The organism is Stenotrophomonas sp. YJH_SMC_37 (genome assembly GCF_059370035.1).
The window spans coordinates 105,962-120,855 of the sequence record NZ_JCAFTG010000010.1 but is presented as its reverse complement, the minus strand read 5'-3'; the positions used below and the strand labels follow the sequence as shown (position 1 = coordinate 120,855).

General features: G+C 65.7%; 9 protein-coding genes. 2 read left to right on the top strand and 7 right to left on the bottom strand.

Annotated features, from left to right (window positions below; translation table 11 throughout):
- Window positions 1-15 precede the first annotated feature (15 nt).
- From AC5P8J_RS15170 to AC5P8J_RS15150, 5 genes are all read right to left on the bottom strand, one after another.
- On the bottom strand, window positions 16-1,242 hold the full coding sequence (locus AC5P8J_RS15170) for an AGE family epimerase/isomerase (protein ID WP_227853979.1): 1,227 nt from the start codon (window positions 1,240-1,242) through the stop codon (window positions 16-18).
- Window positions 1,239-2,234, bottom strand: coding sequence for a carbohydrate kinase family protein (locus tag AC5P8J_RS15165; protein WP_021204386.1), 996 nt, complete (start codon window positions 2,232-2,234; stop codon window positions 1,239-1,241). Before AC5P8J_RS15165 ends, AC5P8J_RS15170 begins: the two co-directional genes overlap by 4 nt.
- A gap of 7 nt (window positions 2,235-2,241) precedes the next feature.
- A complete protein-coding gene (gene fucP, locus AC5P8J_RS15160) occupies window positions 2,242-3,555 on the bottom strand; it encodes an L-fucose:H+ symporter permease (protein ID WP_019661435.1) in 1,314 nt (437 codons plus the stop codon).
- A 60-nt stretch (window positions 3,556-3,615) separates the two neighbouring features.
- Complete coding sequence (locus tag AC5P8J_RS15155) at window positions 3,616-4,665, bottom strand: LacI family DNA-binding transcriptional regulator (protein ID WP_155029460.1); 1,050 nt, start codon at window positions 4,663-4,665, stop codon at window positions 3,616-3,618.
- Window positions 4,666-4,761: 96 nt separating this feature from the next.
- The gene (locus AC5P8J_RS15150; RefSeq protein WP_495216939.1) at window positions 4,762-7,227 is read right to left on the bottom strand and encodes a GH92 family glycosyl hydrolase; all 2,466 of its coding nucleotides are present in this window, start codon (window positions 7,225-7,227) and stop codon (window positions 4,762-4,764) included.
- A 1,092-nt stretch (window positions 7,228-8,319) separates the two neighbouring features.
- On the opposite strand from AC5P8J_RS15150, the gene AC5P8J_RS15145 reads away from it, so the two are divergent.
- Window positions 8,320-11,397 carry a TonB-dependent receptor gene (locus tag AC5P8J_RS15145; protein ID WP_021204510.1) on the top strand — a complete coding sequence of 1,026 codons (3,078 nt, stop codon included), beginning with the start codon at window positions 8,320-8,322 and terminating at the stop codon, window positions 11,395-11,397.
- Between the two features lie 200 nt (window positions 11,398-11,597).
- The gene (locus AC5P8J_RS15140; RefSeq protein WP_021204511.1) at window positions 11,598-11,792 is read left to right on the top strand and encodes a heavy-metal-associated domain-containing protein; all 195 of its coding nucleotides are present in this window, start codon (window positions 11,598-11,600) and stop codon (window positions 11,790-11,792) included.
- 79 nt (window positions 11,793-11,871) lie between these two features.
- Here the strand turns inward: AC5P8J_RS15140 and cueR are convergent, their stop codons facing one another.
- A complete protein-coding gene (cueR, locus tag AC5P8J_RS15135) occupies window positions 11,872-12,327 on the bottom strand; it encodes a Cu(I)-responsive transcriptional regulator (RefSeq protein ID WP_019661429.1) in 456 nt (151 codons plus the stop codon).
- An 11-nt stretch (window positions 12,328-12,338) separates the two neighbouring features.
- Window positions 12,339-14,840, bottom strand: a complete 2,502-nt coding sequence (locus AC5P8J_RS15130; RefSeq protein WP_188249757.1) for a heavy metal translocating P-type ATPase — start codon at window positions 14,838-14,840, stop codon at window positions 12,339-12,341.
- Window positions 14,841-14,894 lie beyond the last annotated feature (54 nt).

Genomic DNA, 14,894 nt, shown 5'->3' with positions numbered 1-14,894 from the left:
GCAGCGCGGCAGACCTCAACGCACGACGTTCAACACTTCGTAGCATGCACCCATGGTGTGGTAATCCACCTTGCCGGCCGGGCTCTTCTCGTCGCTGTACTTGCGATTGTCGGCATCGAGGATGCGGAACCAGGCGCCGTACCGGTGATCGACGAAGTGTTCCCACGAATACGCCCAGATACGCTGGTACCACTGCCAATAGGGGTCATCGCCGGTACGCTTGGCCATCAGTGCGGCGGTCGCCAGCGTCTCCGCCTGCACCCAGAAATACTTGTCGTCGTCGCAGACGAAACTGTCGCCACCGATCGGGGCGCCATCCATGCCCGGCTGCCGGCGCGATTCCGGCGCGAAACCGTAGTACAGGCCACCCCGCGCCTCGTCCCAGCTGCGCGCCACGGCCACGTCGAACAGGTGCTGCGCGGTCGGCACCAGCCAATCGGCCTGCACATGGCGGTCCAGGATCAACAGCAGCTTGGCCCATTCGGTCTGGTGGCCCGGCTGGAAGCCCCACGGGCGGAACAGGTGCTTGGGGTCATCCAGGTTGTAATCCCAGTCGATCTCCCAGTTGGAATCGTAGTGCTCCCACACCAGGCCACCGGCCTTGGCGGCCTGGCGGCGGGTCATGTTGTCGGCCAGCTGCAGCGCGCGCTCCACATAGCGCTGTTCGCCGCTGGCCTCGAAGGCGGCCAGCATCGCCTCGCACATGTGCATGTTGGCGTTCTGGCCACGGTAGCCGGTGAAATTCCACTGCCCATCGGCTTCGTCCTTGTAGAGGCCGTGCTGCGGCTCCCAGAAACGCGCTTCCAGCAGCTGCCAGGTCTCGTCCATCCATGCGCGGGCCTGTTCGAGACCGGCCTTCAGTGCGCAGCTGTAGGCCAACAGCACGAACGCCACGCCATAGCAGTGGTTCATGTCGTCCTCGACCTTGCCATCGCGCAGGGTCCAGGCGTAGCCACCGGTGGCCGGATTGCGATGCACCTCGCGCAGATAGCGCACGCCATGCTCGACTGCGTCGCGGTATTCGGCGTTGCCGAACTCGCGGTAGGCCATCGCGTAGTTGAAGACGAAACGGGTGCTGCTCACCAGGTGGCGGTGGCTGGCATCGTAGATGCTGCCGTCATCACGGAAGTAGTGGAAGAAGCCGCCGTTCGGATCGATGCAGCGCGGGTGGTAGAACGCCATCGTGTCGGCGATGTGCGCACGCAGGAACGCGGGTGAACGGAAATCGGGCGAGGTGCTCATGCGGTAATGTCCTGGTCCTGCAGCAGCTGCTGCACTTCATCGAGCGAGGGCATCGCGGCGAACGCGCCCTTGCGGGTAACAGCCAGAGCGCCGACCGCGGCACCGAAGCGCAGCGTGGCGGTGATCGCCTCCGGGTCCTGGCAGAACGCTGCAAAGCCTGCACCAGCCCCGCCACGCTCCAGCAGCCCAACCAGCACGCCACCGACGAAGGCATCGCCAGCAGCCGTGGTGTCGACCGTGGCCACGCGGAAACTGGTGACCGTGCCGTGGTTGTCGCGGGTGTACCAGTGCAGCGTGGCCGCACCGTCGGTGACGATGACCCAGCGCGCCTGCGCGGCCAGCAGGCGCCGCAGCACTGTCGCCTCGCCGTCACTGCCCAGCGGCGCGGCCAGGTAGTCCAGCTCCTCGCGCGACAGCTTGACCAGGTCGGCACGTTCCAGCGCCTGCCACAGGCGCGGCGTCGGGTCCTCCTTGGCCGGCCACAGCGCCGGGCGCAGATTGAGGTCCAGGCTGACCACCGCACCGGCGTCACGGGCGCGCTCCATGCCGGCGAAGGTCGCCTCGGCAATGGCCGGCTCGGTCAGGCTGTTGGAGCAGACATGGAAGCACTGCGCGCTGTCGAAGCACGCGGCCTGGAAGTCGCTGTCACGGAACAGCAGGTCGGCCGCCGGTGGGCGGTAGAAACTGAAGCTGCGCTCGCCGCTGGCATCCAGCGCGACGAAGGCCAGCGCGGTCTTTGCCGCATCGGTACGCACGATGTAATCCGTGCCCACGCCGTGCTCGGCCAGGCTGTCCGCCAGGAAGTCACCGAACATGTCTCGGCCCAGCATGCCGACGAACTGGGTCTTCGCCCCCAGTCGCGCTGCCGCCACCGCAACGTTGGCCGGCGCACCGCCGGCGTACTGAAGGAATGCGCGCGGGGTGTCGGCCGAGGCCGGCGGCTGCGCTAGTAGATCGATCAAAATTTCGCCGAAGCAGACAATGGCACCCATTCCGGACTCAGCCTCCCTGCGTTGCGGAAGCCGGCGTACGTGCGCCGACCAGTCCGTAGAAAATGATGTAGCCGTAGCACAGCAGCGGCAGGATGAAGCTGGCCTGCACACCGATGTGGTCGGCCAGCACGCCCTGCAGGTACGGCACCACGGCACCGCCGACGATGGCCATGATCAGCAGGCTGGAGCCCTTGTTGGTCAGCGGCCCCAGGCGCTCGATGCTCAGCGCGAAGATGGTCGGGAACATGATCGAGTTGAACAGGCCGATCGCCACCACCGAGTACAGCGCGATGCTGCCAGAGGTCAGCATGGTCGTAACCAGCAGGGCCACGTTGACCAGCGCGAAGATCGCCAGCAGGCGGCTGGGCGAGAAGCGCGCCAGCAGCGCCGAGCCGGCGAAGCGGCCAATCATCGCCATCGTCCAGTAGGCCGACACGTAATGGGTGGCCTCCTGTTCGCTGAAGCCGCCGATGTTGGGCATCGACAGGTAATTGACCAGGAAGCTGCCGATCGACACTTCGGCACCGACGTAGAAGAAGATGCCCAGCACGCCCAGCAGCAGGTGGCGCTTGCGCAGTGCATCCAGGTAGCTGTGGTGGTGACCCTGGTCAGCCTGCTCGGTGGCGTCGCTCAACGCCGGCAGGCGGAACAGGAACACGAACAGCGCCAGCAGTACCAGCGCCACCGCCAGGCCCACGTATGGACCCTGCACGGCCTGCGCCTCGGCGGCACGGTAGGCCAGCTGCTCGGCGGCCGGCAGCGCCGCGATGTCATCGGCACTCTTCACCGTGTTGGACAGGATCAACATGCCGCCAAAGATCGGGGCGATGGCCGTGCCCAGCGAGTTCAACGCCTGCGCCAGGGTCAGGCGGCTTGAGCTGGTCTGCTCCGGTCCCAGCAGTGCGACGTACGGGTTGGCGGCGACCTGCAGCACCGTGATGCCGGTCGCCAGCACGAACAGTGCACCGAGGAAGGCGCCGTAGACGCGCAGCTCGGCCGCGGGCCAGAAACCCAGTGCGCCGATACCGGCGATCAGCAGGCCGGCCACGATGCCCTTCTTGTAACCCAGCGCCGCCACCAGCCGACCCGCCGGCAGCGACATCAGGAAATAGGTGCCGAAGAAGGTGAACTGCACCAGCATCGCCTTGGCGTAGTTCAGCTCGAACACCGCCTTCAGGTGCGGGATCAGGATGTCATTGAGGCAGGTCAGGAAGCCCCACATGAAGAAGATCGTGGTGACCACGGCCAGCGCCTTGCCGTTGGTGACGGCGGGTGCGTTGCCCGAAGAACCCGATGGACGGGGCGTTGCGGAGATCGGCATGCGGTACGCGCCTCGATGCGCGGAAGGTCGTTGTTGCGTGGAAGGGATGTATGAAAGGAATCAGTTCGGTCGTGCGGCACTGCTTTCGCGGATGCGCAGCTGCACCGGCGCGACCGTGCGCCGCGGCGGCGCATCCGGTTCGTCCAGTCGTTGCAGAAGCAGCGCCGCAGCTTGCCGGCCACGCTCGCGCGGGTCGGCGGTCAACGTGGTCAGTGGCGGCACCGCCACCGCAGCCTCGGAAATATCATCGAAACCGGTAACGGCAAAATCGCCGCCCGGACGGATGCCACGCGAATTCAGGCCCAGCATCAGGCCCAACGCGACGGTGTCGTTGTAGCAGACCGCCGCACTCGGACGATGGCCATCGGCAAACAGTTCATCGGTGCGCGCGGCGGCTTCCAGGCGGTTCGGTGCAGATTCGATCATCCAGCCCGGCGGCAGCGACAGACCGGCCTCGGCCAGCGCCTGCTGGAAACCGGCACGGCGCTGGTGGCACGAACTGGATGCGGCGTGGCCCCCGAAGAACGCGATCTGGCGGTGGCCGCGCTCGATCAGATGGCGCGTGGCCAGATAGGCGCCGTGCTGGTTGTCGAGGGTGAGGAAATCCCAGTCAGCCCCTTCAAGCTCGCGGTTGAACAGCAGCACGTTGGCATTGGCACCCAGCGCCTGCCGCAGCAGCGTGGTATCACTGCCCTCGGCCGGCGACAGGATCAGGCCGGCCGGGGTGTGCTCCATCAGCGTGGACAGCACCGCCTGCTGGCGCTCCGGCGATTCGCCGGTGCTGCCCAGCAGGGTCACATAACCACGCCCGCCCAGCGCCTCATCCACACCGGATGCGAATTCGGCGAAGAACGGGTTGGACAGATCGTTGATCACCAGCGCGATGCTTGATGACGTGCGCCGGCGCAGGTTGGCCGCCGCGCGGTTATAGACGTAACGCTGGCGGCGCAGTTCGGCCTCGACCTTGGCGCGGGTATCGACGTTGACCAGCGGGCTGCCACGCAGCACCAGCGACACGGTTGCCCGTGACACGCCGATCGCGCGCGCGATGTCGGTCACCGTCACCGCCTTGCCGGCGCGCTTGCTGGGACTGTTGCCGTTGTCGTTCATCGTCTTCCCGGACTCCGCTGGAGGCTCAAGCCTAATGGATCAGGGCCGTGTCGTGCCGTGCCGTTCGCTGGGTCAGCGCGAACGGCACAGTCCGGCTCAGCGCAGCTGGCTGCCCGGTGCCGCGCACCAGGACACCGGCAGGTCCTTCACCGCGGTGCCCCAGCCCTGCTCCGGCGCCTTCGCGTCGAGCGCGAACTGCAGGCGCGGGCCCTGCTGCAGCTGGTTCCAGTCCAGCCAAACCGGCGCATGCGGCTGGCCGTCGACCCGCACACCCTGCACGTACTGCAGGCGGCGGCCATCGGCACCCGGCGCGTCGATGCGCAGCGTGCGGCCATTGCCCATGTCCACTTCCACCTTGCTGAAGCGCGGGGTGTGCAGCAGGAACTGGCCACTGCCCGGCACCGCCGGGTACACGCCGATGGCGCTGAACAGGTACCAGGCCGACATCGTGCCGAGGTCATCGTTGCCGGTCACGCCGTTGGGGGCATTGGTGAACAGCTGCTGCGCCGCACGCACCACGGCGGCGGTCTTCCACGGCTGGCCGATCAGTGTGTACAGCCACGGCGCGTGCAGGTCCGGCTCGTTGTTCGGGTTGTAGCGGAACTGGTTGTAATAGCTGTACGGCCCGACCACCCACGCCTTGCGGGCGGCATTGAGCGGGTCGGCCTGCAGCGCGTCCATCGCGAAGAACGCATCGAGGCGGCGGCCGGCCTGTTCGCGGCCGTCCATGGCTTCGACCAGGCCCGGCACGTCCTGCTGCGCCAGCCACTGGTACTGCCACGCCGTGCCTTCATGGAAACCGTGATGCGAGCGCGGGCTGTAGTGGCCATCGGCCGGGGTGTACCACTGGCCATCCTCGGTACGCGGGCGGGGGAAACCGGTGAAGCCGGTCTCGGCGTCACGCACCTGCGGGTCCCACACCTTCCGCCAGTTGCGGCCGCGCTCACGCAGCGTCGCCGCGTCCTGCGCATGGCCGAGGCCATCGGCCATCTGCGAAAGCGCACAGTCGGCCAGCGCGTATTCCAGCGTCGCCGAACCGCCGTGATGCGGATCGACGTCCATGCCCTTGGACGGGAACGCGCGGTCGTAGACCACGTAGCCCTTGTCCAGATAGGTCGGGTTGCCGGAGCGGCCAGCCATGCGCGAGTCCAGCGGCGGCGTGCCGAACGCGTTGCGGCGCAGCGCATCCCAGGCCTGCGATTCACGGCCCTTGAGCGCGCCGAAGCGCCACAGATCGACCATGAACGGCGTAACCGGATCGCCGGTCATGATGTTGGTCTCGAAATTGGCATAGCCCCAGCGCGGCAGCCAACCGCCCTGCTCGTCGATCGCCAGCAGGGTACGGCCGATGTCACGCGCCACGTCCGGGCGGGTCAGTGCCAGCCACTGGTTCTGCGCGCGGTAGGTATCCCACAGCGAGAAGTACTCGTAGTAGGTCCAGCCGTCGGCACGGTGGATGCCATCGTCATAGCCACGGTAGCGGCCGTCGGCGTCGTTGCCGGTCATCGGCTGGAGCAGCGCGTGGTAGACCGCGCTGTAGAACACCGCGCGGTCGTCGGCGTTGCCGCCCTGCACACGCACCCGGCCCAGCTGCTCACGCCACGACTGCTGGGACAACGCACGCATGCGGTCGAAACCGAGCAGCGCTCCACCCTGCATGCCATCTGCGCGCAGATTGATGCGCGCGCCTTCGGCATCCACGTGCGAGATTGCGCTGACCGCCGTCACCGACTGGCCCTTGGCCAGGTCGAAGGTCAGCCAGGCACCGTTCGGCTTCTGCTCGCCTTCCATGCTGTGCCGCGCACCCGGCAGGCCACCGCCCTCGCCCCAGGTGCCATGCGCCTTGAACGGACGGTCGAACTCGATGCGGAACCAGGTGGTGTACTGATGACCGCCACAGAAGCTCTTGGTCACCAGCTTGCCCTCGACTACACGGTCGCCGACCACATCGACCACGCTGCCGATCACTGAATGGCGTTCGTTGGCCTGGCCGACATTGACGAGGACGTGGCCATCGCCGCTGCGCTGGCTGAAGGTGTAGCGCTCGGCCGCGGCACGGGTACGCGCGGTCGCCTCGGCATCGATGCCGCCGTAGCTGGTCAGGCGCACCTTGTAGTAGCCAGCCTGGCCGATCTCGCCGTCATGGGTGTAGTTCGAGGCATACGTCTTGTGGTCGAATTTCTTGGGGTTTCCGGTATCGAAATCGCCGCCCGGGCCGATCGAGCCGGTCACCGGCAGCACCGACACCTGGCCGCCCTGTTCCCAGCAGCCGGCACCGGAGATGAAGGAGTGGCCAAAGCCACGGATCTTCTCGTCGTCATAGCGCCAACCCGAATAGTGGCTGCCGATCGGGCTGACCTGGATCAGGCCGAACGGCGCCGACGCGCCCGGGAACGTATTGCCGTCGTCCTTGCTGCCGATGAATGTATTGACCTCCCGCTCCAGCGCTGCCGGCGCGGCCTGCAACAGCATCGGCATGGCCGAAAGTGCCAACAGGCAGGCCAGGCGCGCCAGCGGGCGCGAGGTCGATGGGACGGCGGGAGCGGACGGCACTGGGCGCATGTCGGGTTCCTGTAGTCGATGACGCGGAGGCAGACGGCCGGGGTCGTTCGGCACCGTTCCGCTGAGTCCCGCCGTGACTGGCAGAGAGCTCCCCCTGGAATGACGCCCGACCCGCGCGGTCGTGAATTTAGATCGATTCAAGTAGAGCATGCAGGTTCAGCCGAATGCATTCTGCGGCGCAGCATGAGGGGGTGTTCGGCAGGGCTGCGCCCTGCACCGCTCCGAGCTGGAGCAACAGCAACAGCAACAGCAGAAGCAACAGCAGAAGCTGGTTTCCTGTGGGGAGTCGGGGTGGGTCCGGTTGCGGGGGACGCTGCAAGTACGTCCATGTAAGCTCGGTCGCCGCATCCATGCGGCTCACGCCCCCGCAACCGGACCCACCCCGCCTTCGACAGATTTCCGCGATCTGTAGATCCACGCCATGCGTGGATGAATCTCTGTCGGATATCGAAATCAATCGGGGTCAGATCCGTTTTCCAACGGAAAACGGATCTGACCCCATGACCCCATGCCGCACCAAGGTCAATCCAACCGTCACCGGGAAACTGTCAAAGGTGGGGCGGTGTGGGCTGGCAGGACCGTTGGCGCCATGGATGGCGCCATCGAGCCCCCAGGGACGGGTTTACGGCGTGTCCTGCCAGCCCACACCGCCCCGCCAAGCCACAGACAACCCAGAGCCGCTTTGGCTTTGGCTTTGGCTTTGGCTTTGGCGTTGGCTTTGGCTGTTGCCGGCCAGCGGCCGGCACTACCGCAGGTGCAGGGCGCAGCCCTGCCGACCCACCCTTCCCCTGCGCACGAAAACGATTTCACTGATTTCAGCAAACCGTCATCCCTTCGCCACGCCAGTACCATATTGCGCAGCAGCATGCGCCCACGGGCGACCCGTGCTAAAAATCGCCCGCCCATCGCTTAGATCGATCCAAGAACGACACTGCGATGGCCCGGAGTTGGGGGAGCAGCAACAGGACGTACACCAGGCCACGCGTGCGGTGCTACTGCCACTGCATGGCGACAGCGACAAATTCACTTCAAATTAGATCGATTCAAGTTGTCCGTGCCACGTCACCGGATCAATCCAGGAGAGAGGGAGAGATGGGAATGAAGCATTCAACACGTACGCACGGCCAGGACGCATTGTCGCTGGCCATCGCGCTGGCATTGGCCGCCGCCGTCATTCCGGCAGGCGCCGCCGCGCAGCAGGCCACGACCACCAGCTCGCAGGACGCCACGACTCTGGACAGCGTCCAGGTCACCGGCTACCGCTATGCCATTGAAAAGAGCCTTGAGCAGAAGCGCGATGCCAACGCCGTGGTCGAAGTGATCACCGCCGAGGACGTCGGCAAGTTCCCCGACAAGAACGTGGCCGACGCACTGCAGCGCGTGCCCGGTGTGGTCATCACCCGCAGCGGTGGTGAAGGCAAGAGTGTCAGCGTGCGCGGCCTTGCGCCGGACCTGACCCTGACCCAGTTGAATGGCAACTACGTGGCCACGTCGGAAACCAACGACGAAGCCACCCGTTCGTTCAACTACACCCTGCTGCCGTCGAACATGCTGTCCAGCGCCGAGCTGTTCAAGTCGCCGGAAGCACGCATCGACGAAGGCGGCATCGGCGGCACGGTCATCCTGCACACCCGCCGTCCGCTGGACATGGAGTCCAACTCGGGCTTCGTCACGCTCGAGGGCACCTCCTCCGATACCCACCACGATATCGACCCGCAGGCCTCGGCCCTGTATTCGTGGCACAGCAAGGATGAGCGTTTCGGCGTGCTGGTCGGCGTGACGCAGCAGAAGCGCACGACCCGTACCATGGAAGCCAGCACCGAGGACTACCAGTGGTACGGCGCCGGCAGGGCACGCGACGCCTATGGCAACGTGCAGCAGCAGGATGGCATCCACTACTGGTGGGGCAAGTCCGGCTTCAACAACCAGACCGGCGGCAACTACAGCGACTTCTTCATGCCGACCTCGGTCAACTTCGCGGTGAAGGAAGAAAAGCGCGAGCGCAAGGGCGGCCAGCTGACCTTCCAGTTCAAGCCGGTCGACAACGTCACGATGACCGCCAACTACTTCCGCTTCGAGCTGCAGGGTGACTACACCCAGAACATGCTGAAGATTCCGGAATGGAGCATGGCGCGCTACAACCAGGACGGCAACTGGGCCGGAGGCCGCCTTCTCAATGGCCTGGACTTCGATGCCAGCGGCAACACCGTCACCGGTGCCCAATTCGAAAAGCTGGCTGGAAAGACCTACTACTGCAGCGAAGACCAGGCCAAGGCCGCCGGCCTCAAGCCCGGCGGCTGGGGCCCGGACGACTGCACGATTCCGACACCGCAGCTGACCGGTGGCTACAGCAAGGAAAAGGCGCTGTCGCAGACCGCCGACCTGACCATCGACTGGGACATCAGCCCGCTGTGGAAGGCCTCGTTCACCGGTGGCCGCACCTGGTCCGAAGGTGGTCCGTCGATGAACTTCCGCATGTCGGCCAAGCCGCGCCGCAAGGTCGGCAACGACTACCTGTCCGGTAACCAGTACAGCGCATGGGACCTGACCGGCACGCCGTCCGCCACCTTCTCGCCCGACCTGCAGCAGCAGTTGATGAACGGCATCGCCGAAGTCGACACCGGCTCGACCGATTCGTCGTGGAAGCGCACCGAGGTCAAGCAGAACTACTTCCAGGCCGACGTGACCAAGCTGTTCGAGTCCGGTTGGCTGGATTCAATCCAGTTCGGTGCCAAATACCGCGACGGCAAGGTGCACCGCAACACCGGCAACACCTACTGGGTGTGCCCCGGCCGTGACCCGGCCGACTATGACAACAGCCGCTACCAGAGTGGCTGCGATCCGACTGCCGGCGATGCGCAGCCCGGCTTCTTCCTGTCCAATCCGATCAGCAACATTGCCGGTGGCTTCAATGCCAACGTGTTCCCGGGCATCAACTACCCGGCGTACATCGACTATCTGAACAAGACCTACGGTGGTTCGCACAACCGTACCGAGGAAGACTTCGTCTACAACGTCAACGAGAAGATCTACTCCGGCTACTTCCAGGCCAACTTCCGCACCGAGCGCGTGCGCGGCAATGTCGGCGTGCGCGTGGTGCGCACCAAGCAGTTCGCGCAGTCTTCCGACTCGATCGAGAAGTTCAACGACTACTTCCTGGACAACGCGTCCGGCGCGCCGATGGCGTGCACCGACCCCGCCGCTGCGGCCTACCCGACCTACAGCTGCGAGAGCGGCTTCGTGCGCCTGCCGCATGACCTGGCGCAGAGCAAGACCTACAGCCTGATCGGCGTGGACCGCACCTACACCGACGTGCTGCCGAGTTTCAACATCGCATGGGACATCACCGACACGCTGGTGCTGCGTGGTGCCGCATCGAAGGTGATCGCCCGCCCTGGCTACACCGACATCGCAGCACCGGGCGCACTGAGCTACTACAGCGAGGAGTACGTCAATGATCGCCGCGTTGCCGGTGGCGCATCGACCGCAGGCTGGGTCGGCCAGGGCAGCAACAAGCAGCTGGAGCCGTTCAAGGCCACCCAGTTCGACCTGGGCCTGGAGTGGTACTTCCAGCCGGGCGCGGTCGCCGGCGTCAGCCTGTTCCGCAAGAACGTGGACAACTTCACCCTGCCGGTGGTGCGCGACACGCCGATGGTCATCAACGGTGAAGCGGTGAACGTGCAGCGCTACGAGACCCAGGCCAATGGCCGCGATGGTGTGTCGCAGGGCGTCGAACTGTATGGCCAGTACACCTTCGATTTCGGCTTCGGCGTGCAGGCCAACTACACCTACAACGACACCAACCTGGCTTCCATTGTTCTGGACGGGCAGGAAATCGGCTCCTCGCCGCTGGTCGGCAGCGCCAAGAACCAGGCCAACGTGACGGTCTTCTACGAGAACGAGAAGTTCCTCGCGCGCGCTTCGTTCAACCGTCGCGGCCAAGTGGTCGGCGGGCTCAACAATGGCCTCACCGTCTACACCGAACCGTATGACCAGCTGGATCTGAATGTTGCCTACAACCTGACCCCGGACTGGACCCTGACCGCCTCGGTGATCAACGCCACCAAGTCCGAGCAGCGCGTGCACCTGGGAAGCGACACCAAGGCACGCCTGATCTCCAATACCTATGCAGGCCGCCAGCTGTACTTCGGCGCTACCTGGAAGTTCTAAGGCAACACCGGGTTGCCCGGGCGCGCCCCGGTGCAACCCACGCCCCGCCCTGGCGGGGACGTTCCTCCACGGCAGCCGCGCTGGTACAGGCGGCTGCCGTTTTTTTTCCCGCCTTGCCTGTCGTTCAGCCCGGCACTTGACCCTGCCATCGTTGGAAGGTGCACACTGACTCGACCCCAAGAGCACCCAAGGAGCTACGGATGGAATTCCATGTTGAAGGCATGACCTGCGGCGGTTGCGCGCGCAGCGTGACCAAGGCGATCGAACTGGTCGATCCGCAGGCCAGCGTGCAGGCAGATCCGGCCAGCCGCCGAGTGCAGGTGCAGACCTCGGCCAGCGAAGCGCAGATCGTGGCGGCACTGACCGATGCCGGCTTCCCGCCGCGTACTGCCTGATCCCCTGTCCTGTCCCATACTGAAAAGCCCGCCGGGTACTACAGCACCCGGCGGGCTTTTTCATGCATGCGATATCGAGTCAATGCTTGTGCGTACGCCGCCGCACCGCACCAGTCTTCGCGGTATCGACCGGTACCAGCGTCCCATCGTCCTCACCCAACCGCTCCAGGATCGGGCACTCCGGGCGCTCATCACCCGCGCAGCAGCTGATCAGCGACTTCAGCGTGTCGGCCATCTGCCGCATGTGCTCGATGCGTTGCTCCAGATCGGCGATGTGCTGCTCGGCCAGGTGCTTGACGTCGGCGCTGTGCCGCGAGGTATCGTTCCAGAGGCCGAGCAGATCGGTGATCTCGGCCACCTGGAAGCCCAGATCGCGTGCGCGGCGGATGAAACGCAGGCGGTGGATGTCCGCCTGCGAATACGCCCGGTAGCCCGACTCGGTTCTATCAGCGGCGGGAATCAGGCCGATCTGTTCGTAGTAGCGGATCATTTTCGCCGACACGCTGGAGGCCTTGGCGGCTTCACCGATGTTCATGGGTATTCCCTTCAATGAGTGACGGCGGCGGCATCCGCCATCGGTGGCTGGAAGCGGCGCAGGCGCAGCGCATTGCCCAGCACGAACACGCTGGACAGGGCCATCGCACCGGCCGCGAACACCGGTGACAGCAGCACGCCCCAGACCGGATACAGCACGCCGGCGGCCACCGGAATCAACGCGGTGTTGTAGGCGAAGGCCCAGAACAGGTTCTGCCGGATGTTGCCCAGCGTCGCCTTCGACAACGCAATGGCATTCGGCACACCCTGCAGGTTACCCGACATCAGCACCACGTCGGCCGATTCCACCGCGATATCGGTACCGGTTCCGATCGCCAGGCCGACATCGGCCTCGGCCAGTGCCGGCGCATCGTTGATGCCGTCGCCGACGAAGGCGACATGGCCATGTGTGGTCTTCAAGCGGCGCACCGCCTCGACCTTGCCTTCCGGCAGCACCTCGGCCACCACTTCGTCGATGCCGAGCTGGCGCGCGATCGCGTGCGCGGTACCAGCGTTGTCACCGGTGATCATCGCCACCTTCAGGCCAAGCTGATGCAGTGCCGCGATTGCGGCCGGCGTGCTCGGCTTGATCGGATCGGATACCGCGATGATTGCGGCCAGGCGACCGTCAATGGCGGCATACAGCGGCGACTTGCCCTGGGTGCCCAGCTCTGCCGCCAGCGCCGCAAACAAAGTGATGTCCACGCCCAGATCGCGCATGAAGCGATCGGCACCGACCTCCACCCGCGCACCATCAACGCTGGCACGCACGCCCATGCCGGTGACCGATTCGAAATCGACCATCGACGGCAGTGCAATGCCCTGTTCAGTGGCTGCATCGACGATGGCGCGGGCGATCGGATGTTCAGAGCGCGATTCCACTGCAGCCACTGCCGCCAACACTGCGCTGCGATCGAAGCCGTCCGTGATCTCGAAGTCGGTCAGGCGCGGGCGACCTTCGGTCAGCGTGCCGGTCTTGTCCACCGCCACCACCTGCGCATCCTTCAGCAGCTGCAGCGCTTCGCCCTTGCGGAACAGCACGCCCATTTCGGCGCCGCGGCCGGTACCGACCATGATCGAGGTCGGCGTGGCCAGCCCCATCGCGCAGGGGCAGGCAATGATCAGCACCGCCACCGCATTGACCAGCGCGAAGCTCAGCGCCGGCGACGGGCCGAAGATCAGCCAGACTGCGAAGGTCGCCAGCGCGGCCAGCATCACCGCCGGCACGAACCACAACGTGACCTTGTCAACCACCGCCTGGATCGGCAGCTTCGAGCCCTGCGCCTGTTCGACCATGCGGATGATCTGCGCCAGCAGGGTCTGCGCGCCCACCGCCGTCGCACGTACCGTCAGTGCGCCCTTCTGGTTGACCGTACCGCCCACCACGCTGCTGCCCGGCTGCTTCTCAACCGGAATCGGCTCGCCGCTGATCATCGATTCGTCGATGTAGCTGCGGCCTTCAACCACCTCGCCATCGACCGGCACACGCTCGCCTGGCCGCACTTCCACCACGTCGCCGCTCTGCACTTCATTGACCGGGATATCGACGGTGCGGCCGTCACGGATCACGTGGGCGACCTTGGCCTGCAGGTTGACCAGACGCTTGATCGCCTCCGAGGTGCGGCCCTTGGCGCGCGCTTCGAGGAAGCGGCCGAGCAGGATCAGTGCGACGATTACCGCCGCCGCTTCGTAGTAGACGTTCACCGTGCCCGGCGGCAGCAGCCGCGGTGCAAAGGTCGCGACCACCGAATAGCCGAACGCCGCAGCGGTGCCCACCGCCACAAGCGAATTCATGTCCGGTGCAAGGCGCAGCAGCGCCGGGAAGCCCTTCTGGTAGAAACGGCGACCGGGGATGGCCAGCACCAGGAGCGTCAGTGCGAACTGCAGGTACCAGCTGGCCTGCATGCCAATCGTGGCCATCACCCATTCGTGCATGCCGGGAATCAGGTGCGAGCCCATCTCCAGCACGAACACCGGCAATGCCAGCGCAGTGGCCACGATCAGGTCGCGCTTCAGTTCGGCACGCTCGGCATCCTTCTTTTCTACGGCCTCGTCATCGGACTGCACACCCGCCTCGATTACGCGTGCGTCATAGCCGGCCTTGTCGATGGCGGCGACCAGCGTCGCAGCATCCGCCACGCCACGCACCGTGGCGCGCTCGGTGGCCAGGTTGACGCTGGCCTGGCTCACGCCTGGCACCGCCAGCAGCGCGCGCTCCACGCGGCCCACGCAGGAGGCGCACGTCATGCCTTCCACGGCCAGTTCAACGGTGGCGGCAGGTACGTCGTAGCCCACCCGCTCCACCGCCTGGATCAGCGCGGCCCGATCGACCGGGCCGGACGGGCGGATATCCGCGCGCTCGGTGGCCAGATTGACCGAAACACTGCCCACACCTTCGACCCTGGACAGCGCCGCCTCGACCCGGCCGACACAGCTGGCGCAGGTCATGCCCTCGATGGGCAGGCTGATGGTGGCAGGACTTGCGGAGGCGGCAGCGGCGCGGGGCGTGCTCATGATCGGATTCCCGGGGTTCCTTCTGGATGCGGACAGGCTAAACCTTGCCATCGT

Excerpts from the sequence above, each read along its gene's own strand:
- AC5P8J_RS15170 (WP_227853979.1), bottom strand. The coding sequence starts at position 1,242 with ATGAGCACCTCGCCCGATTTCCGTTCACCCGCGTTCCTGCGTGCGCAC.
- AC5P8J_RS15165 (WP_021204386.1), bottom strand. The coding sequence starts at position 2,234 with ATGGGTGCCATTGTCTGCTTCGGCGAAATTTTGATCGATCTACTAGCG.
- fucP (WP_019661435.1), bottom strand. The coding sequence starts at position 3,555 with ATGCCGATCTCCGCAACGCCCCGTCCATCGGGTTCTTCGGGCAACGCA.
- AC5P8J_RS15155 (WP_155029460.1), bottom strand. The coding sequence starts at position 4,665 with ATGAACGACAACGGCAACAGTCCCAGCAAGCGCGCCGGCAAGGCGGTG.
- AC5P8J_RS15150 (WP_495216939.1), bottom strand. The coding sequence starts at position 7,227 with ATGCGCCCAGTGCCGTCCGCTCCCGCCGTCCCATCGACCTCGCGCCCG.
- AC5P8J_RS15145 (WP_021204510.1), top strand. The coding sequence starts at position 8,320 with ATGGGAATGAAGCATTCAACACGTACGCACGGCCAGGACGCATTGTCG.
- AC5P8J_RS15140 (WP_021204511.1), top strand. The coding sequence starts at position 11,598 with ATGGAATTCCATGTTGAAGGCATGACCTGCGGCGGTTGCGCGCGCAGC.
- cueR (WP_019661429.1), bottom strand. The coding sequence starts at position 12,327 with ATGAACATCGGTGAAGCCGCCAAGGCCTCCAGCGTGTCGGCGAAAATG.
- AC5P8J_RS15130 (WP_188249757.1), bottom strand. The coding sequence starts at position 14,840 with ATGAGCACGCCCCGCGCCGCTGCCGCCTCCGCAAGTCCTGCCACCATC.